Annotated in this window: 19 protein-coding genes; 1 reads left to right on the top strand and 18 read right to left on the bottom strand. The window is 58.4% G+C overall.

All coding sequences use genetic code 11. The annotated features are described in order from the left end of the window. Positions 1 to 127 precede the first annotated feature (127 nt). From hypB to ACOYNV_RS11655, 18 genes are all read right to left on the bottom strand, one after another. Complete coding sequence (gene hypB / locus ACOYNV_RS11570; RefSeq protein WP_422899932.1) at positions 128 to 1,054, bottom strand: hydrogenase nickel incorporation protein HypB; 927 nt, start codon at positions 1,052 to 1,054, stop codon at positions 128 to 130. A gap of 11 nt (positions 1,055 to 1,065) precedes the next feature. Beyond that, positions 1,066 to 1,407 carry a hydrogenase maturation nickel metallochaperone HypA gene (hypA, locus tag ACOYNV_RS11575; protein WP_422899933.1) on the bottom strand — a complete coding sequence of 114 codons (342 nt, stop codon included), beginning with the start codon at positions 1,405 to 1,407 and terminating at the stop codon, positions 1,066 to 1,068. 168 nt (positions 1,408 to 1,575) lie between these two features. Further along, positions 1,576 to 2,166: a Uma2 family endonuclease gene (locus ACOYNV_RS11580; RefSeq protein ID WP_422899934.1), complete on the bottom strand. Its 591-nt coding sequence runs from the start codon at positions 2,164 to 2,166 to the stop codon at positions 1,576 to 1,578. A gap of 599 nt (positions 2,167 to 2,765) precedes the next feature. Continuing rightward, positions 2,766 to 3,692, bottom strand: coding sequence for a DUF484 family protein (locus ACOYNV_RS11585; protein WP_422899935.1), 927 nt, complete (start codon positions 3,690 to 3,692; stop codon positions 2,766 to 2,768). 25 nt (positions 3,693 to 3,717) lie between these two features. Beyond that, positions 3,718 to 4,668 (bottom strand): nucleoside recognition family protein, encoded by a 951-nt coding sequence (locus ACOYNV_RS11590; protein ID WP_422899936.1) that lies wholly within the window; start codon positions 4,666 to 4,668, stop codon positions 3,718 to 3,720. Between the two features lie 376 nt (positions 4,669 to 5,044). After that, complete coding sequence (locus ACOYNV_RS11595) at positions 5,045 to 6,271, bottom strand: ABC transporter permease (protein ID WP_422899937.1); 1,227 nt, start codon at positions 6,269 to 6,271, stop codon at positions 5,045 to 5,047. Beyond that, on the bottom strand, positions 6,265 to 6,969 hold the full coding sequence (locus tag ACOYNV_RS11600) for an ABC transporter ATP-binding protein (RefSeq protein ID WP_422899938.1): 705 nt from the start codon (positions 6,967 to 6,969) through the stop codon (positions 6,265 to 6,267). Before ACOYNV_RS11600 ends, ACOYNV_RS11595 begins: the two co-directional genes overlap by 7 nt. After that, on the bottom strand, positions 6,969 to 8,159 hold the full coding sequence (locus tag ACOYNV_RS11605) for an efflux RND transporter periplasmic adaptor subunit (RefSeq protein WP_422899939.1): 1,191 nt from the start codon (positions 8,157 to 8,159) through the stop codon (positions 6,969 to 6,971). The genes ACOYNV_RS11600 and ACOYNV_RS11605 overlap by 1 nt, the downstream gene beginning before the upstream one ends. A 5-nt stretch (positions 8,160 to 8,164) precedes the next feature. Beyond that, a complete protein-coding gene (locus ACOYNV_RS11610; protein WP_422899940.1) occupies positions 8,165 to 9,529 on the bottom strand; it encodes a TolC family protein in 1,365 nt (454 codons plus the stop codon). A gap of 7 nt (positions 9,530 to 9,536) precedes the next feature. Continuing rightward, positions 9,537 to 10,247 (bottom strand): sulfite exporter TauE/SafE family protein, encoded by a 711-nt coding sequence (locus tag ACOYNV_RS11615; RefSeq protein WP_422899941.1) that lies wholly within the window; start codon positions 10,245 to 10,247, stop codon positions 9,537 to 9,539. A 3-nt stretch (positions 10,248 to 10,250) separates the two neighbouring features. Next, the gene (locus ACOYNV_RS11620; RefSeq protein WP_422899942.1) at positions 10,251 to 11,060 is read right to left on the bottom strand and encodes an acyl-CoA dehydratase activase; all 810 of its coding nucleotides are present in this window, start codon (positions 11,058 to 11,060) and stop codon (positions 10,251 to 10,253) included. Then, positions 11,057 to 12,343 (bottom strand): double-cubane-cluster-containing anaerobic reductase, encoded by a 1,287-nt coding sequence (locus ACOYNV_RS11625; RefSeq protein WP_422899943.1) that lies wholly within the window; start codon positions 12,341 to 12,343, stop codon positions 11,057 to 11,059. The genes ACOYNV_RS11620 and ACOYNV_RS11625 overlap by 4 nt, the downstream gene beginning before the upstream one ends. Continuing rightward, positions 12,324 to 13,319 (bottom strand): 4Fe-4S binding protein, encoded by a 996-nt coding sequence (locus tag ACOYNV_RS11630; protein ID WP_422899944.1) that lies wholly within the window; start codon positions 13,317 to 13,319, stop codon positions 12,324 to 12,326. The genes ACOYNV_RS11625 and ACOYNV_RS11630 overlap by 20 nt, the downstream gene beginning before the upstream one ends. Beyond that, positions 13,306 to 14,337, bottom strand: a complete 1,032-nt coding sequence (locus tag ACOYNV_RS11635; RefSeq protein WP_422899945.1) for a hypothetical protein — start codon at positions 14,335 to 14,337, stop codon at positions 13,306 to 13,308. The genes ACOYNV_RS11630 and ACOYNV_RS11635 overlap by 14 nt, the downstream gene beginning before the upstream one ends. A 21-nt stretch (positions 14,338 to 14,358) precedes the next feature. Next, the gene (locus tag ACOYNV_RS11640) at positions 14,359 to 16,677 is read right to left on the bottom strand and encodes a TonB-dependent receptor (protein WP_422899946.1); all 2,319 of its coding nucleotides are present in this window, start codon (positions 16,675 to 16,677) and stop codon (positions 14,359 to 14,361) included. 58 nt (positions 16,678 to 16,735) lie between these two features. Further along, positions 16,736 to 17,146 (bottom strand): ExbD/TolR family protein, encoded by a 411-nt coding sequence (locus ACOYNV_RS11645; RefSeq protein ID WP_422899947.1) that lies wholly within the window; start codon positions 17,144 to 17,146, stop codon positions 16,736 to 16,738. Then, complete coding sequence (locus ACOYNV_RS11650; RefSeq protein WP_422899948.1) at positions 17,146 to 17,976, bottom strand: MotA/TolQ/ExbB proton channel family protein; 831 nt, start codon at positions 17,974 to 17,976, stop codon at positions 17,146 to 17,148. The genes ACOYNV_RS11645 and ACOYNV_RS11650 overlap by 1 nt, the downstream gene beginning before the upstream one ends. 5 nt (positions 17,977 to 17,981) lie before the next feature. After that, the gene (locus ACOYNV_RS11655; protein WP_422899949.1) at positions 17,982 to 18,635 is read right to left on the bottom strand and encodes an energy transducer TonB; all 654 of its coding nucleotides are present in this window, start codon (positions 18,633 to 18,635) and stop codon (positions 17,982 to 17,984) included. A 350-nt stretch (positions 18,636 to 18,985) separates the two neighbouring features. Here ACOYNV_RS11655 and ACOYNV_RS11660 point away from each other — a divergent pair, with 350 nt between their 5' ends. Beyond that, the gene (locus ACOYNV_RS11660) at positions 18,986 to 19,561 is read left to right on the top strand and encodes a tetratricopeptide repeat protein (RefSeq protein ID WP_422899950.1); all 576 of its coding nucleotides are present in this window, start codon (positions 18,986 to 18,988) and stop codon (positions 19,559 to 19,561) included. Positions 19,562 to 19,761: the final 200 nt, after the last annotated feature.

A 19,761-nucleotide genomic window follows, 5' to 3' on the forward strand; every position in this document is an offset into this window, starting at 1 on the left:
CACCCACCGCAGAGGCGCAGAGCCGCAAAGGTGGCGCAGAGAAAACCTTAAAAAAAAGATCGCTTTCTCCGCGTTTTCTCTGCGGCTCTGCGCCTCTGCGGTGGATTCTTGTTATTTTCACAGGCTCTCAGCTTTGCGACCGTTGCAACTGTGCCTCCAGTTCGGCAACCCGTCGCTTGAGGCTGTCTACCGTTTCCTGCTTGGTATTTCCGGTGCTGGCCAGGCCCTCACGCAGAAAGGTCAGCCATTCGCCCATGCCCTCACCGCTGGTGGCTGAAACGCGGATGACACGAATGGTCGGATTGACCCGGCGCGCAAAACCGATGGCGGTATCCACGTCGAAATTCACGTAGGGCAACAGGTCGATCTTGTTCAGCAGCATGACGCTGGCGGCGCGGAACATGTCCGGGTATTTGATCGGTTTGTCTTCGCCCTCGGTGACCGACAGGATGGCCACCTTGTGCGCTTCACCCAGATCGAAGGCCGCCGGGCAGACCAGATTGCCGACGTTTTCGATCATCAGCAGGGAATTCTCGGCCAGGCTCAGCTTTTCCATGGCGTGGCCAACCATGTGCGCGTCAAGATGGCAGCCCTTGCCGGTATTGATCTGGATGGCCGGGGCGCCGGTCGCGCGAATCCGTTCGGCGTCCTGACTGGTCTGCTGGTCGCCTTCGATGACGGCCACCGGCTCACCGTTCAGCATGGCAATGGTCTTGCATAGCAAAGTGGTTTTTCCCGATCCCGGACTGGAAACCAGATTCAGGGCAAAGATGCCACGCTCAAGCAGTCGCTGACGGTTCTGCGCCGCGTAGGTGTTGTTCTTGGCCAGAATATCCTGTTCGATCTGCACCATGCGCTTGTTGCCGAGCCCGGGGGCGTGGGAATGCGCCGGGGCGTAGCGGTGGCTGTGCTCGAGATGGTGATCATGCTCGTGCTCGTGGCTATGAGTCGTTCCGTCCGCATGTACGTGATCGTGCCCATGCGCGGTTTCGTGACTCACATCGGCACCATCGATTTTCACTTCACCGGTACCGCAGCCGCAGGTTGTACACATGTTTTCCTCCTTTAACCGACTTCAAGTTCCTTGACGCGCATTTCAGTACCTCCCGTCACCTGTACCTGATAGGCGCCGCACTGCGGACAGGCGCCAAACACTTCGCTCAAGGCGACGGTTTCCGCACACTGCATGCACCAGCCGGACCCCGGTGTCGAGATGATCTCCAGTTCAGCCCCTTCCGCCAGGCTACCCCGCGTCACGGCGTCGAAACAGAATTTCATGGCCTCGGGCTCAACTCCCGCGAGCTGACCGATCTCCAGCCAGACGGTGGTGACCTTTGTGAATTCCTGCTGGCGTGCCGCATCCTCGATCAATTGCAGCACGCCTTCAGCCAGAGACATTTCATGCATGGTAAATGAGTTTAGCACTGTTAAAGCGAAGCGCATCCATCTCTATTTCCCGGCAAGCATGAAGTCGGCAAAGCGCTGATCACGGTGGCGATGTGCTGTTTGATGAACTCACGCACCAATTCTGAACTGAACTGAAATGAGCGGATGCTCACGATACCCACCACGGATTCACCGCAGGCCGGCAACAGCATGCTCCGGCGGTGGCAGTTCGAACACCTCCCATAGCGGTACATTGAGACCGTCCAGTCGCTCAAAAACCAGAAACTCGTCGCTGGCAAACACCGTTCCCTTATCGAAACCGTCATCGGTCAGCAGAAATCGGATCGCATAGTTTTCCAGCGGATCGACCACCACGTATTCGCGCACGCCACTTTTCTCGTACAGCGCCTTTTTCTCGCGCAGATCGCGACTTGATGTCGCCGGTGACAGCACCTCGATGACTACCTCGGGTGCGCCATCGATGTGACTGGGTGTGATTTTCGCCGGGTCGCAGACAACGAAAATGTCCGGCTGCACCACGTCCTGCTCCGAGAGTTTTACGTCGGTGGGTGCGATGAAAGGCTGGCAGGGTTTGCCGGACAGTTGCTGCAATAAATGAGCAGATAATCGCAGCGCAATTGTCTGGTGCTTTGTCGATGGCGCTGGCGACATGGCGAAAGCCTTGCCGCCAATGATTTCCCAGCGCTCCTCGTCCGGCCAGGACAGATAGTCCTGCCAAGACCACGGGGCATCGTTATTGTGGCGATGAAGTGAAGGCATGGTGATCTCCTTGGTCAGCCTTGCTTGTGTATTCAGAAAACCGTGGTCCCCTGTTATTCCCGATAGTTGCTTGTTGTTCAGATATTAGCGGCTTTGAGGGTGATCCGGCCAGTATTGTCTGGAATATTCAAGAGCACGATTTTCTATACGTTGCCCCGAAATGCGCATCAATAGGCAATCTTCAAGCATTGCACCTTGAAAGCCAGATGAATAGGCGCTCGTTGCGAATGCCTCCCTGAGGGACGGGCGCCAAAGGTGTCCACATGGTTTGTTTCTCTTGGTGAAAATCAATGCGAAGCTGAAGCCTAAAGCACTTCAAGCTAATCCGTTGGTATCGGACCGCTGATTTGAGCCGGATCAAAGAACGCAAGGTGTGAACAATGGATCGCCAGTTGAATTAGTGGTTACTTTGGCCTATTTCTGGCGGGAAAGATGACCGTGTAGTGACCCACCCTGGGGCGCTGCCCCAGACCCCGCACTTCGCCAGCGCCCAGGACGGGAATAAGCGATTTAGCCGACCCCAAAAGTGTGAACGGCGCGCATTGAGAGCATGATCCGCAGCAGCAGCCAGAATCACAACAACTTCAGAGGAAAGTTGTTCAGGTTGGCTTCAGGAGTTTGAGCACACCGATCATCATTGTCGGCATGGCCTGCAGCAAACGATTCGCCCAGGCAGCAACCGGATGCAAAACCCGGCCCCAGGACCTCTGCCGCGCCGAACCCGAGGGCAGGCTTCGGTCGCATACCACCCGGTTTCGACCGCCATGTTTGGCTTGGTAGAGCGCCTTGTCTGCGGCAGCAACAATCCGCTCGGCCAACTGCTGATTCTCGCCAGCCAAACTTTCGGTGGGCAGCATGGACAGTCCAATCGAGATGGTGACCTTGATGGCATGTCCGGAATGTGCCTGGAAATATTTTTCTTCGATGCTCAAGCGAATCCGTTCAGCGATTTGAAGGGCGTGATGCATTTCGGATTGCGGCAGGAGCGCGACGAATTCCTCCCCGCCATAGCGGGCAATCGTATCTCCGGCCCGCAACTGCGACTGAATGACGTTGGCTACGCCCTGCAGTACTTCATCACCCGACTGGTGGCCATGGGTGTCATTGATACGCTTGAACTTGTCGATGTCGAGGAACATGCAAGCCAGCGGGTGCTTGTATCGGCGAGCCTGGCTGATTTCCACCTGGCAACGGTGTTCGAAGTAGCGGCGGTTCTGCACGCCGGTCAAGGCATCGGTCAGCCCCACCAGTTTCAAACGTTCCTGGGCGAGGGCACTTTCCAGGCATATGCCGATGATTTCAGCCAGTCGTTCGAGAAAATCCGTCCCGCATCCGGCGACATAACGATCCGGATTGGCACTGCCGAAGTGCAGGCTGCCGATCAGTTCACCCTGACGCATGAGCGGCAGGAGGGCAACCGACGCAATGGCGCCCAACGGTGCATCGAAAAGTGCCTGATGCGGCAGGGCTTCCAACTGCTGACGAAGGGAGAAGTTCTCTGATTGGAGAGGGCTATGCATCGTCATGTTATCGGCAGTCAATTACAGAACATTAGAAAATCACCAGATGCAGGATGCCGCGCACGAGAATGCCAGCCAGCGCGCCCTTGATCGCCGGCACGGCAAAGGAGGCGAAGCGCTTGCCGGCGGAAACCAGGACTGCAACGCCGACCGGGTCGAGCGTATTAATGGTGAACCCGGCGATCTTGTTCAGATCAGTGGCGGTCATCAGGTGCTCCTGAAGCATCGGGATGGTCGCCCCCATCATCGCGGTGCCGCCGGCGATGTACTTGGTGATGACCGAGAGTACCGCCGAAGCTGAAATGCCGAAGAACGACAGCGCCGGACCGCAAAGGACTTCCATGAAGCTGATGGCGCCGATGGCTTTCAGAACATTCACCAGCAGCACCGCGAGCACCAGCAGCGGCACGGCCTTTAGCACGAGCTGGAAGCCTTCCTCACCACCGCTCATGATCATCTGGATCAGGTTCTGTTGCTGCGCGCTTTTTTTGATTTCATCGGCGGCCGGTTTCTCGACGCTGTCCGGCAGATGGCGGGCGAAAAACCGGTAGGTCAGGAAAGCGGCGACCAGGCCGCCAATGACTGAAGTCGCCATCGCCACCGGCAGGTTAAGGCCAAAGGCCGCCAGCGGCAGCGTGGCGTTGGCTTGCGACATGCACAGGATGGCCGCGAAACCGGCGGCGATCTTGCGGTCGGAAATGCCTTCGTCCTGATCCATGATGCGGAAAGTCGACACCGGGGCGGCGAAGCTGACAAACAGAATCTGCACAATGGCGAAGACACCCAGGCCGGGGATGCCGAAGAGCAGCAGCACCGGCGCCGCACCGATGGCGACCAGCCGTAGCACGCCCTTCTGATCGAGCACGCGCATCACGGCCATCATGAAAACCATGATCGGCATCAGGATGAAAAAGGCCAGTTCAAAGCCTTTTTGGCCCGATGCGAACAGAATCTTGAGAAATTCCTGCATGTATTCCTGCATGACTGCTTTCCCTGACGGAATTGGAGGTTATTGACGAGGGTCGGAGTGGTGCAAGTTCCGAAGTATCCAGTCAGCAAGCGGCGGGGTCAATGCCGGAATTCCGGGGCCACAGGATGCTGGAGCGACGCCGCCCCCTGTGAATCGCCCACCGGAAAGGGCGCCAGGAGCCCTATTCCATTTCAGTCCCGCTCAAATCACACAGTATGGCTGCACAGGCTATGAACAGGCGATCTACAAGCTATTGGCCTGAAGAGTGACGTATTCATTGGCGATTCAGCTTGTGCCATTGTAGAACGCCATAACACGCGGCTCACAGAGGCGATGCTCGGGATCTTCTACGTTTATCGATAAAGCCTTTTGCTTGAAAGCAGGTTGACTACTGGTATCTAAGCGCCTCGATCGGATCGAGCCGCGCTGCCTTGCGGGCCGGGTAGAAACCGAAGAAGACGCCAACCGCCATGGCTACAGCGAAAGCAATCAGCGCCGAGCGACCGGCGATGACAATGGCCGTGTCGGCCAGCCAGTGCGCGAGCAATGCGCCGCCGGCGCCGAAGGCCAGGCCGATCAAACAACCAATCACCGACATGATGATCGCTTCCAGCAGGAACTGCGCGAGGATGTCGCGCTGGCTTGCGCCCAAGGCCATGCGGGTGCCGATTTCACGGGTTCGTTCGGTGACCGATACCAGCATGATGTTCATGATGCCGATGCCGCCAACCAGCAGCGATACGGAGGCAATGGCGCCGAGCAGCAGCGACATGACGCGGGTGGTTTCCTCCGCCGAGGCGGCCACTGCTGCCATGTTGCGAATCGAGAAATCGTTCTCCATGCCTTCGCGCAGGCGGTGACGCTGGCGCAGCAATGCGGTCATGCTTTCTTCCACCGCCGGCATCAGCTCCGCTGATTCGGCCTTGATGAAAACGGTGTTCAGGGTACCGACGACCGACGAGCCGAAAACCTTGCGCTGGGCGGTGCTGAGTGGAATGACCACGGTGTCGTCCTGGTCACGGCCGTCCAGACTTTGTCCCTTCAGTGAGAGCACCCCGAGCACTACGAACGGATGCTGCTTGATGCGGATAGTCTTGCCGACCGGGCTTTCTTCGTTAAACAGGGCGCGGGCGACGGTCTGGCCGATCACCGCCACGCGGGTTGCCGAGCGCACGTCAGAATCGGAAAAAGGCTGTCCCTCCGACACTTCCCATGAGCGGGCATCGAGGTAGCTGGGCGAGGCGCCAATCACGCTCGGCTGCCAGTTGGTGGCGCCATAGACCACTTGGGCGGGAGCCGGATGCAGCGACTGGGCGACGATCTGCACGCCGGGGAGTTCGGCAATGGCTTCGGCGTCGGCGATGGTCAGTTTGGGCGAAGCGCCACCAGCGGTGCGGGCGCCGGCCGAGGTCATCAGCGAGCGGGCGCTGAGAATGAAAAGATTGCTGCCCATGGCGGAAATCGACTGGCTGACGGCAAGCTGTGCGCCTTGTCCGACGGCCATCATCAGCACCACAGCGCCAACACCGATCACCATACCGAGCATGGTCAGCAGCGAGCGCATGCGATTGGAACCCATCGAATACCAGGCTTCCGCCAGCATCGCTCTCAACATGGCACTTTCCCTTCAGCGTGGGTGTGGGCGTCATGCACGATCAGACCGTCGAGAAAGCGCACTTGGCGACGTGCGTGCAGGGCAATGTCCGGTTCGTGGGTGACCAGCACGATGGTGATGCCATCCCGGTTAAGTTCGCCAAACAGCGCCATGATTTCCTCGCTGGTCGTGCTGTCCAGGTTGCCGGTGGGTTCGTCGGCAAGGATGATGCGCGGCCGGTTGACCAGGGCGCGAGCAATCGCTACCCGCTGCTGCTGGCCGCCGGAGATGCAACTGGGCAGGGACTTGGCGTATTGGCCGAGCCCCACCTTGTCGAGCAGTTCGCGGGCGCGGGTGCGCCGCGCCTCGCGCTCGACTCCGCTATAGACCAGGGGCAGGCCGACGTTGTCTTCCAGGCTCATGCGCGGCAGCAGGTTGAAGCCCTGGAAGACGAAACCCAGGGTGCGGTTGCGCTGGCGGGCCAGGGCCGGGCCGTCGAGCGATGCAACTTCATGACCGTCGAGCCAGTATTGGCCGGCGGTCGGGCGATCCAGGCAGCCAAGGATGTTCATGAAGGTGGACTTGCCGGAGCCGGAAGGCCCCATCAGGGCCAGATATTCACCGCTCCTGACCTCCAGTCCGACGCCCTTGATCGCCGGGAAGGGGCCGGCGGCCGTCACGTAATCCTTGCGCAGGCCGGCAACGCGGATCAGCGGCATCAGAACAGCCTTAAGCGCATCGGGCTGCCACTGCCGGCAGGTACACCGCCGTTCGCACTATTTTCACTGACCACAATTACGTCACCGCTCTTCAGATCGCCGCCGGCAATCTCGGTCATCCGGCTATCGGTGATGCCCAGCGTCACGCTCACCGGCTTGAGAAGATCGTTCGACAGGACATAGACCGTGCCGCTTCCGGCGTCCTTCTTGCGCGCCATTTTGGTTTGGCCTTTCTCGCCGGAACTATCGCTCTTCTCAGTATTCTGCGGCTGTTTTGGCTTGTAGCGCAGCGCCGCATTGGGCACCAGCAGCACATCTTTCTTTTGCGCTACGGCGATGCTGACGTAGGCCGTCATGCCGGGAAACAATTTCAGATCCGGGTTATCGACGCCGACCACCACGTTGTAGTTCACCACGTTCTGCACCGTGGTCGGGTTGATGCGTATCTGCCGGACTTGGCCCTGAAAGTTGCGGTTGGGAAATGCATCGACCTTGAAGCGCACGTTCTGCCCCAACTGGATAAAGCCGATGTCCGCCTCGGAGAAGCTGGAGTCGATCTGCATGTTGGTGAGATCCTGCGCGATCTTGATCAGCGTAGGCGTCTGGAAGCTGGCGGCCACCGTTTGCCCGACGTCCACCACCCGGTCAACCACCACGCCCGATACCGGCGAGCGGATCAGCGCATAGCCGAGGTTGACGCCATCTTTATCTATCGCTGCCTTGGCCTTGGCGATTTTTGCCGTAGCCGACTTGCGCGCCTGGATCGCCTGGTCGTATTCCTGCCGGGAAACGAATTCCTGCAGGAACAGCGATTCCATCCTCCGTTCATTGGTCAGCGCCAGTTCCAGGGATGCTTCGACATCCTTCAGGTCGGCAACACTCTGGCGCGCCTGCGCCGCGTAGAGCGAATTATCGAGTTCCAGTAACACCTGGCCTTTCTCGACCTTGCTGTTGAAGTCCACATGCAGTTTTTTTACCGTACCCGAAACCTGCGTCCCAACGCTGACCAGCGTCACCGGGTTCAAGGTTCCGTTGGCGGCAATATCATGGGTCACCGCACCCGTGCTCACGGTATAAGTCTTGAACAGGTTTTCGGTGCTGGAGTTGCCGGAAATCCCCAGCCAGCCGCCATAGGCCAGCCCGGCAAAGGCAATGGCTCCCAGCGCAATCAGCAAGGGTTTTTTTCGCATGGATATCATTGACCAAGGTGCTCCTGTGAAAGGCGGCCTACCGCCTGCGCCAGGTTGGCGCGGGAAGTGAACCAGAAGTAACGGGCAGCGATCCGCTGCCGGCGCGCTTCGGCAGCGATGCTCTGGGCAGTCAGCCATTCCAGCATGGTGCCGACGCCAGCCTGGTAGCGCCCACCGGCCACCCGGGCCGATTGCTCGGCGCTGGCTTCCAGATCGCGGCTGGTGAGTATTGTCTGCGCGGCTGTTTGCGCTTCCTGGTAGGCTGACCACACCTCCAGTGCGACTTGCAGGGCGGAAATATCGCGCCGTGCTTCTGCGGCATCTGCCCTGGCCTCGGCGCCGCGGATGCGCTCGCGTCGGGCGAAGCCCTCGAACAGCGGAATATTCAGGACCAGGCCAATTGAACCGGTTTCGAGTTGTGACCGGCCGCCAGCCGTGGATTGGGCCGCTGCAGCGCCAAACGAGAGGGTCGGCATGCCGCTGCTCCTGGCGATTGCCACATCGGATCGGGTGGCGGCCAGTCTGGCCTCGGCGGCCACCAGATCGGGCCGCAGCCTGAGCGCTTCCTCAATCAGGCCATCGACTGCCGCCAGTTCCGCTTCCGGTGCCAGCGCCGAGCTATCACCCGCCAGCGCCAGTGCGGAATTGGCCGGCAGGCCGAGCGCAAAAGCCAGGTTGCCCATGGCCGTGCGTTGGGTGCCTTCCGTTGTTTGCCGTGCCAGCATGGCTTGCGAAAGCGCTGTGCGCGCTTGCAGCAGATCCGCTGGCGTGCCGGCCCCGGCCTGGTAACGGGCTTGTGCCACTTTCACGCTTTCGATATTGGCTTGTTCACGCATCCGTGCTGCCTCAAGCGCGGCGATGAAGGATTGCGCTTCGTAGTAGGCCTTGACCGATGACTGGATCACGCTTTGCACCGTGCTGGACACAATGGCCTGGTCTGCCGCCAGCAACTGGCGAGCCGTTTCCAGGGTGGCCGTACGGCCGCCGAAATCAAACAGCAGCAGGCTGGCCGACAGCCCGAGCGTGCGGTTGGTGCTGGGCGAAGTGTAGCCATCGGCATTGGTATGGTTGCGGCCGAAAATGCCATTGGCGTTCACTACTGGCCACCAGGCGGCCTCGGCAATGCCCACGTCGGCGGCGCTGGCTCGCGCAAAGGCCCACGCTTCACGGGTCTGCGGGTTGCGGCATAGCGCCAGATCAACGGCATCGGCAACGGCCAGTGGTTTTTTCTGGTCGAGGCTGGTCTGGCAGGGCAATACGCCCTGAACGGTAGGCGCGCTGGCCGGCAGGGAAGCTGCAGTGGCCAGCGAAGACACCACAGTCGCCGCAGCCAAGCTCCAGGCAAGGAAAATCAATGTCAAATTTCTCACGGTATCCTTAGCGCGCCAGGTTGCTCAGTCCAACCAGAATCAGCAGACCTGCGCTCAAGTTTTCAAGGCGGGGTCGCCAGTGGCCGAGCTGCTCGCGCAGCCGGCTGCCGAAGTAGGCGACCCCGATTCCATAGACAATCGTCGGCACGGCAACCGCGCCCAGGCCGAAGCCAAGACCGAGAGTCAGGCCCCGGCCAGCGCTGGCCGTAGCCGCCGCCGAGAGCATCACCACGCCGAGGGGCGCGCAGGGAGTCAGCGCCATGCCCACCCCCATCAGGTACAGGCCGCCGGGCATCAGGCCATGGCGCCGGGTGACGCCATCGATGCGGCGCAAGGGGAATGTGGATGACCCGGTGGATGGCGCTGCCGGCGTGCAGGATTTTCCCGGCCAGCGACCCAACAGCATCGCCAGCCCGATCATCACCGCCGCAGAACCAACGACGATGCGCACGCTGTCGCCGCCGATCTGGTCGCCGACACGCTGTCCAGCCAGTCCACAGAGCAGCCCGAAAACGGAATAGGCCGTCAGCCGCCCCAACGAGAGCGGTAACAGAATGCGCCATGACTGGCGCACACCGCCTTCGCTGGCCAGAAACACCGGCGCCAGGTAGGGCAGGCAACTGACCAGGCAAGGCCCCATGCCGAACACCAAGCCAAGGGTCATGGCCATGGGAAGATCTACGATGGTCTGTGGTGCGATGAGTACGGAAATGCCCATCGCTCAGTCCTCCTGCTTTCCATCCAGATACTCGCTGCGGGCGAGAATGGCGGCGCCGAAGGCGGTCGTTGTTTGCGGATATTCCGGCACCACCAGTTCGCGCCCCAACTCGTCCTGCAGCGAGGCAACGAGGCCTTTGTTCAAGGCCGGCCCACCGTCGAAATAGACGCGATCCTCAATCCCGACGCGCTTGGCCAGACGCACGGTGCGCTTGGCGATGGAGTAATGGATCCCGGCAATGATTTCTTCCTTGCCGTGACCGTTGGCCAGCAAGCCGATAATTTCCGACTCGGCAAACACGGTGCAGGTACTGTTGATGGTCAATGGCGCACCCTTGCCGTTGAAATGGTAGTCGCCCAGTTCCTCCAGATCGATATCCAGATTGCGAGCCGCGACATCCAGAAAGCGCCCGGTGCCCGCGGCACATTTGTCGTTCATGGCGAAGTTCGACACGTTGCCGTTGTCGTCGATCTGGATGGCCTTGGAATCCTGGCCGCCGATGTTGATGATGGTGCGCACGCCACCGAAAGCCTTGCCGACTTCATGAGCGCCAAGGGCGTTGGCGGTGATCTCGCTGATCGAATCGTCGGCTTCCTTGTACAGCTTTCGACCGTAGCCGGTGGCGATCATGTAGCGAACATCGTCCTTGCTTACCGCCAGTTGGGTCAGCAAGTTATGCATCGCCTCCCTGGCGTTTTTGTGGAACAGGCTGCCGGAAGAACATACGTGAACGCCAACAATCTTTCCCTCATCATCGACCAGGGCCACCTTGATGGCCGTGGAGCCAATGTCTATACCTGCGAAATAATTCATGCGCGTTTTTTCTTGCGGGCCTTCAGGGATTCCAGGAACGCCTCGATTCGCGTCGTGAGCTGGCCCATGTCGTCCGGGCTGTAGTCGGTTTCGATATAAAGCATGGCGATGCCCTCCTTGTTGAGGGTTTCTGCGACGCTTCTCTGCTCCATTTCATACACCTGGCAACCGGCAAAAGCCTGATACACCACGCCATCGACGGCGAAACTCTTGCACAGTTCCAGCAAGCGGCGACGACGGTCGTCGTTGTTGGTGAAGATCGGACAGGTGCAGGGCTTGAGGTATTTGTCGGCCAGGCTGTCGACCATGTCGTTGACCAGCCATTCGTCCACGGCGGTCATGTCGTAGAGCATGCGGTTGGCCGAGCAGGTTTCGTCGGCCACCACCACGCCACCGGATTCCTCGATCAGGAAGGGCAGCTTGAGGTTGGGGAAGATTGGCGGCGACCCGGTGAAAAGTATGCGCGGCGCTTTTTTCTGGGCGGCGCAAAAGCCATCCTTTTCTCGCTGCGCCAATTCGATGTTGAGCTTTTCAACGGCTTCGGTCCAGCGCTCGATATCGTCGAAAAAGTAGGCATTGGTGACCAGAAACACATCCTTGCCGAGCACCACCGCCGGTGACTGGCGGCGAAAGTTGTGCAGGATGCGGAAGGCGGCCTGGGCGCGACTGGTGCGGGCCATGGCCGCCATCAGGTTCTTGCGGGTAAGTTTCTTCCCGGTAACCTGACGCAGGCGCTGGGCGAAATCCCGCACCGAGCGCTTCCAGTATTCACGCGACTGTTCGCTTTCCTTGGCCGGCGGCAGTTCCAGGTCATAGACCGTATGCCCCATGCCGACCATCATGGCACTGGCCTTTTTCTTCTGGTCGCAGGTGGTGGGATTGACGATCAGGTCCAGCTTGCCGACCTTGGGAATCACGTTCTCGGAACTCAGCATGCCGAGCGTCGCCTTGACCAGCGAGCAGGATTTCGCCGGCATGAAGTCGGCGCCGATCTGGTCGTAGTGATAAGAGCCGTTGCACAGCCGCACCGGCGTTGCCCCCATGGCATAGATCAGCTCCTCCGGCGCATGGATGCAGGTGGTGCCGATGCGCACGCCCTCCTGTTCGAGAGACTCGCCTTGGCAATAGGCACGCCGGAACAGATCGTAAAAATAGGCCATCGTCGCCGGGTTATCGTCGAAGTCGTCGGTCAGGTGGTCGAGCATGGTTTCCGCCTCCCGTGCCTGGCGGGAACGGTTGTAAGGCAAGGCAATGGTTTTGGTCTTATCGTTTGTGCTGTTCAAGGCCAACTCCCTTCTGGCTGCGTTTGATGAAGCCGGCTTCGGTCGATTCGAAGAAGGTGATGCCGGCGTAATTGGCCTTCAAGGCGCCAGGTTCCGGGCAGGCAGCAACGCACTTCAGGCATAGCGTGCAGTCGTCCATCATGATGCGCGGGTTGGTTACGTCGTCGGCAATCTCGCGGATGTCCATATCGCAGACGGTGTAGCAGTCACCGCAGCGAGTGCATTTGTCACCGTCTTTTTTTAGCGTCAGCAACGCCGGTTTCGAGATCAGGTACATCATGGCGCCCATCGGGCAAAAGAAGCAGAAGAAACGCTTCTTGATGAAGCCGCCGACGAAAAACAGGCCGACAACGACGATGCCCAGCGAAGTCAGCACCATCTTGGAAGTGGTGGAAAAATCGATGGTCCAATGCGTGAAGTTGAGATCGAAGGTCGGAATGATCATGCGCGCCGGGCAGATCATGCAGAACGGCAGGCCCATGTCCTTGGCGAACCAGCCGGCGCCGATGCCGAGCGGGATCAGGAACATCAGGGCCAGCAGCACGTATTTGATTTGCGCGAGAACGCGAAACTGGCCGAGTGTGTAGCGCCCGTAGCGCACGCCCAGGCGGCGGCGCAAAGAGGTCATCCAGTCCTGAATGGTACCGAGCGGGCAGATGAGTCCGCACCACAGCTTGTTGACGGCAATGAACCATGCCACAAAGGTGAGAAACCCGATCAGGATCGCCAGGGCGGCCGCAGAAAACAGCTTCTCCCAGGGCCACGCCATCTGGTGTTGCAGGATGCTGAGATAACAGGCGCCGCCGCGCGCCCCGGTGTTGTAGATGCAGGAGAAGGTCGGCAGGCTCTTGCCCAGGTCGAGCCCCAGGTAGCCGCCATAAACCAGCAGCAGGAAGCAGGATAGCTGGAACCAGAAGCGAAAGCGGTTCCAGTCGATGAGATCGAAAGCCGCCTTCAGTTGGCTAAGCCGATTCATTGAAGCGAATCTCCTGGAAAGGCTTCAGCCGGCGTCGGCGGTAAAGATAGACACCCAGACCGCTGAAGGTCAGGACAAAAAAGGCAATGCCCAGACCCCAGGCGTAGGATTTGTAGTCGTAGGGCGAGGGAGCGTACTTTCCGGAAAGCGTTGCCTGATAAGCCACCTTGACATATGGTTGGCCAAGGTACTTGCCCGAAGCAGTCGCCTCGGTCTCGGCCAGGATCACGAAGCTTTCCTTGGTGCGCCGCTTGAAGTCGTTCCAGGCCGGGAAGTAGTCGCGGATCATGGTGAACTCGACACGCCCGTTTTCGTCGCTCACCGCCTTCTTTTGCCAGCCCTGCTGGGTCAGCATGGTGACCGGAACGCCAGGCAACGGTTTCCCCAGGCCAATGATCGTGAAGCTGATCTTGTCGCCGGAGACGATGCGGGTGAATAGCAACTCGTCGGGCTTGTGTTGGCGAACGATTTCCAGGGGCAGCGTCGGATCGCTGATGGCTTTTGTCTGGGCCGGGTCGACGTCTGCCGGCTTCATGCAACAACTGCCCTTGAGCAGTTCGGCCTTGGCCAATTGCCTGCGCAGCACACCGTCCTGCACCGATTCACGCGCCACATGGGCGTTGTAGAAACCCAGTTCCGTGAAATCGCACTTGGCATGAGCAAGGCCGTTGACCGGTGTCTGCGCCACTTGCGAGCGCTTGCCTTGGGCATTGATCAGGTTGATGTCAGAGGATAGCCCGGCGGCATTGACATAGCCGGCGTTCGCCGGATCATCACCCTGACGCAGCCAGAGGCGCTTGCTGCCGCTATGCAGGTTATCACCCTCGTCGCCGCCGATCACCGCATCCATGTTGTCTTGTTGTTTGCCTGGCTTGCCGTGGCTGCTGTGGTCAGCGTCGGTAACCGGCCTGGCTCTTTTTGGAGCGACATCGGAGAGCCAGAGGATGTCTGATACCCCGGCCGCATTGGCAGCGCTTGCCAGGCACGCCAGTACCAATAGTAATGATTGCTTATTCATGAATTACTCCAGGCAGGCTGCTTAGAATTTTATGGATACGTCGATATTCACGCTCCGACCCGGCATGGGGTAATAGGCGTAGTATTTTTTATCGAGCAGATTGCTTACCGCAATATTGGTCAGGAATGTCTTATTGATTTGATAACCAATTTTCATGTCAGTCAGCCAATATTTGCTGTAGCCAGTCCAGACGTCCTTGACAACATCTGTGTTCAAGTTGTCAGATGAACCATAGACCTCGCCGATATAGCGGGTTGAAATGACACCCTGCCAATCGCCCTGTCTTGCATCAAGTCCAAAGCTCGCCATGTTTTTTGGAACATTGGAAATGCGCTTGCCGACCATGCCAGTATTGAGCCCGCCATCACTGGTAATGACCGCACCCGTGTAGGTATAGCTGGCGTTGATGCTGAGCCAACGGGTAACGGGCAACTCTCCACTTAGCTCAACACCGTGTATCTTGGCCCCAGCAACGTTGTTCTGTTGGCCCCAAAAGTCGATCACGTTGGTGGTGCCAGCTAACGTGTAAGTCGGTACTTTGGTTACTGTCTGGTAAATCATGTCCTTCATCATCGTTTCGTAATAAGCGAATTTGAAGTTGCCGCCTTGCTTAAAATCCATCTGGGTACCGAGGTCCCATGATTGCGCCGTTTCCGGTTTCAAATTCGGATTCGCCAGGATCAACTTGCCATTCGGGGATGCTGCACCAGAAAAGGTCGGATTGGCATACAGTTCGTAATTATTGGGCGCACGGAAGCCAGTACCTGCCGAGCCTTTCAACGCCCACCATTCGTTGAGTTTATAAACGGCCGACAACTTTGGATTAAATGAGGTGGCTGTTCTTTCCGGGCTGTTCAGGTTGTTAGCCGGCACCAAAAAATCCTGAGAGTTACCGTGAGAACTCCATGCGTCGTAACGCCCACCCGCATACACCGTCAAACGGTCGCCGATACTAATCTGGTCTTGCGCAAACAAGGAGGTAGTAGAGCTTGTGGCATCTACGCTGGTATTAACCCTGGTTTTGCTATCGGTGTTGGTCCAGTTTGAAAGAGCGTATTTTTTCAGGTTCAATGTACCTTGCTCGATAGCAAGCCCGGTCACAATAAATTGATTATCCCCAACGCCAAAGCTCAATTCGGCGGAACCATTCAGCGTAGTGTTGGGCCCATCGCTCAATGTGCCAGCACCTGTTGACATGGTATTCGTCGTGGTGCTTCCGGCACCCACAGACCACCCGTTGGAATCAATCCTTCCGAAATTAAGCTTCAATTTATAATCGCTATATATTTCGGTTTCTAAACCGGCGAAATATCGCATCAAGCTACGGCCACCCGGGTTGGTCCCGAAAAACGCCGATTCCTTGAGGGATGATTTCTTCCCGTTAATGCTTAGATTTGTTGCTGTCAGATTCGACGTTGGCAACGCCAATGGTTGTCCGGTAGCCATATCTGCCAGGTAAACGTGATAGGGCTCCGTTTGAAATTTGCTTTCGGTGTAAGCAACACCGGCATGCAGCTTGGTGGTGGAACTTAGATCATAAAACAGTTTGAAATTGGCGTTCGTGGCGCGTGAGGCATTAAACCCTTTGTCCCCGATGATATTGGTGGGTGCACCTTGGGGTGTGGTGGTTGGCTGAATGCCGGTGACAACTTTTGCCCCTGCCAGTGGGGTGCCTGCAGGATTGGCCAGAGTGACCAGGTCGGCCGCGTATCCCGCACGATCATCCTGGGAAAAATTCATCACCACGCCGAGGCCGTTTTCAAATTTATCGCGATAGCCTGCCTCCACTTTGGTGCGTTCACCATCGGAAAAGCCTTGAGTGATTTTGCCAGTCATCTCGAACTTGGTAGGCGCCTTGGTAATCACACTAATCACCCCGCCGAGGGCAGCGCTCCCGTATAAAGCGGAACCTACACCCGGTATTACTTCTATTTGCTCGACATCATTCATCGAAATGCTCGACCAATTCATTTGGCCAGAGTAAGCATCGGTCAGCGATTGCCCATCAATGAGCAAGAGATTTCGATTGATCCCCATTCCGCGAAAACTGGGTTGCATCGTCGAGCCAGCACGCCCACCATCAACTGCGCCTCCTCGAAGATACAAACTGGGGACTTTTGCAGTCAGTGCATCGCCGACGACAAAAGTGTTCCTTTTCTCCAATTGCTCTGCGGTGATTACCGATACATTGGCTGGCGCTTCTAGGGTTGACTGTTCGATTTTAGTAGCGCTGACAACCACGCTTTTGAGGACAGAATCCGATTCGTCCGCGAGACCGGTAGCTGGGTAGCAGAAGGCAGTTGAGATAGCGACGACGAGTGCTTTACGTTGTAGTTTCATTAAGAATCTCCCTGGAAATTATTGGTATATATTTTGAAATACGGTTCGAGGCTCGGCGTTATCTTGCCGCCTCAGTAACAAAAGCTATCTTCATCACCCCGGCACGTTGCGCCACGGCCAGGATGTCAGCGACTTTTTCATAGGGCGTCGTCCGGTCGGCGCGCAGATGAAGTTCCGGCTGCGACGGGGCCAATTCGTTGAGGCGGGCATAAACCGCTTCGCTGCTCGCCAAAGCCCCGTCGAGAAACAAGCCGCCCTGGGCATCGAGCGCCAGATTGACCACCAAAGGCTTGTCGTCGAGCTTGGTCGAATCGACGCGCGGCAGATCGACCGGCACGGCTTGATGGAAGAGAGGCGCGGTGATGATGAAAATGACCAGCAGAACCAGCATCACGTCGACCAGCGGTGTAGTGTTGATTTCAGCCATCGGCGCCGTATTCGGGCTTTCGTTGAAGGAGCCGAAGGCCATCAGGCGGCTCCTGCCGATCTGGCCACGGCGGGCACCGCCAAGACGACCGGGCGCGTTGAAGTGACCGGCGAGAAGCCCTCGCTCGGGCGGCGGGCGCCGGTAGTCAGGAAGGCATGCAGGTCATGCGCGAAGCCGTCGAGTTGGGCCAGCACCAGACGATTGCCGCGAGTCAGCGCGTTGTAGGCGAGCACTGCCGGGATGGCGACAAAGAGGCCGCCGGCGGTCATGATCAGTGCCTCGCCAACCGGGCCGGCCACCTTGTCCAGCACTACGCTGGATGAGCCGGAAAGTGCGACCAGGGCGTGATAAATTCCCCATACGGTGCCGAAGAGGCCGATGAATGGTGCGGTGGAGCCGACCGAAGCGAGGAAGGTCAGGCCGCTTTCCATCCGTGCCTGGGCGTGCAGGATATGGTTACGCAGCGCACGTGTAACGCACTCGTTGAGACTGACGCCGGCGCCCAGGCCAAGTGCCGCATGGCAGTCGTTTGACTGCGCGCAGGTTGCGCAGTCGGTACTTCCCGTGCCGAGATTTTTCCCCGCCGGGCAGCCATGCACCTGCGCGGCTTGAATCCCGGTCTTGGCCAGACCGGCGAAGACGCCCGTTTTATCTGCCTCTTCAATGGCCTTTAGCGCATCGGGCAATGCTCGCGCCAGCCAGAATGCCTGCGGTGCTTGCTCCATGGAGCGGTTAAAACGGAGCTGAAGGATGAAGCGCGTGATGGTCAGCGACCAACTGGCGACGGAGAGCAGCACCAGCAGAATGGCCACGGAATGGGTGACCAGGTCACCCTGTTGCCAGAAATGGACCAGACCGAGATTGGAATTCATGGGAATTAGCCTTGAAGGTTGAAAGTGATTGGAACTTGAATCCAGACCGCGATGGCTACGTCGCCGCGCCGTGCGGGTACAAAACGCCAGCGGCTGACGGCCGCTTCTGCGGCACGGTCGAGGCGTGGGAAACCGCTGCTCTGCTTGATCTCGACGCTTTCTGGATGGCCTTCGGCGCTGACGCGTACGCGCAGCACCACCTCTCCCTCTTCGTGGAGGCGGCGCGAAGCCGGCGGATAGGTCGGTTTTGGGTTGTTCAGGTAATCGGCATCGAAACGGGCAGCCGTCAAAGGTGTGACTGTCGGCGCTGCAATTGGGGTCGCGACCGTTACCGCTGATGGCTGAGGCGCTACTGTAAATGCAGCCGCATTGGGAGTTGGGGTCGGTGTATTTGCAACCAGAATCGGCTGAACTGTGGGTTGAACTTTCTTGGGTGTTTGCCTCGGCGGCGGTGGCTGTGATGACTGAGGAATATCTGGCGCCAGTTCAATCAAGCGTGCGGTAAAGGGGCGCGCCAGATCAGCGAGTTGCTCAGCAGGAACAGAAACTGCGATCAGGCCGAAAAGCGCTGCATGTGCGGCGGCAACGCCGAGGATGGATGTTTTCTGTCCGCCCTGTTTGCCGAATGAAGTTCCGTAGTCTGGAAAAAAGAGTCCCATGGCGCCTGTCGAAAGTAGTTCCCGATAGCGGGAAAAAACTATTCGAGAGGTAAGAAGGAACTAAATTTCCGTCGTCTTGTCGTCGAATGGCGGCGATACTAAGGGCATAGGCCCGTCTTGGGAATGTGGCAAATTGTCGCAGGCATCCAATGATGGGTTGATAATGGAACATTTTATGGGCATCAGTGATAGGTAGCTGCGACATTTTGCCGCGCGACAATTTGCCCTATCGCAAAGTCTGATTTTCCTGATTAAACTGGCTTCGCCACGGGCAATGTTGAACCTGAACCCACCTCGTTTGACTCCCCCACTGTTGCTCGTGGCACCTTTCAACTTACCTGAGAGTCGCCATGCTGAAACGCTATTTTTCGACCCATCTGACCGTCGCGCTGGTTTGTCTTGGCAGCTTGTTCAGCCCTTCCGTCCTGGCGGAGACGCCTAAAGCCGAAATTATGCTGAATGCCGTGCAGCATCTGCGCATGGGCCAAGGCGAGCAGGCGGTTGCCTTGTGGAAGCCGTTGGCCGAGGGCGGTTTTGCCGACGCGCAGTTCAACCTCGGGATCGTTTATCTGCACGGTGATGGGGTCGTCAAGAACGCCGAAGAGGCGATCAAATGGTTTCGTCTGGCTGCCGAGCAGGGAGACCGGCAGGCGCAGCAGCAACTCGGCGTGATGATCCTGCACGGTGTCGGAATCGCAGCGAATCCGGAGGAAGGCTATCGCTGGATCAACAAGAAACATCACGAGCATATGCAGCATGGCGAACACCTGGCCGGCGAACGGCAACGGGCGGCGCAGTTGATCTGGCAGTCAGATATGCGCGAGAGCTACAACAGGAATCGTGGCGTTCAGGCCGCTCAGGTAGTGGCCGACCTGCGGCGGCGTGCCGGGATGCCTCCGGCTGGTACTGAGCTGGCTGCACGCTGAGAGCCGAAGCTTTCAGCGCTTGCCTGCTAGCTCAGAGGTTGTGAAAAATTCATTTCAGCCGAATCTCCTCGCTCGTCACCCCGGCGAAGGCCGGGGTCCAGCTCGTCTATCTGATTGTTTTCATGAATATCAGACGTGCGCACTGGATTCCGGCCTTCGCCGGAATGAGTGCGCCCGTGAAGGCGCGCAAACAGCACGGT

This window comes from Propionivibrio sp. (assembly GCF_049316945.1).
Taxonomy (GTDB): Bacteria; Pseudomonadota; Gammaproteobacteria; order Burkholderiales; family Rhodocyclaceae; genus Propionivibrio.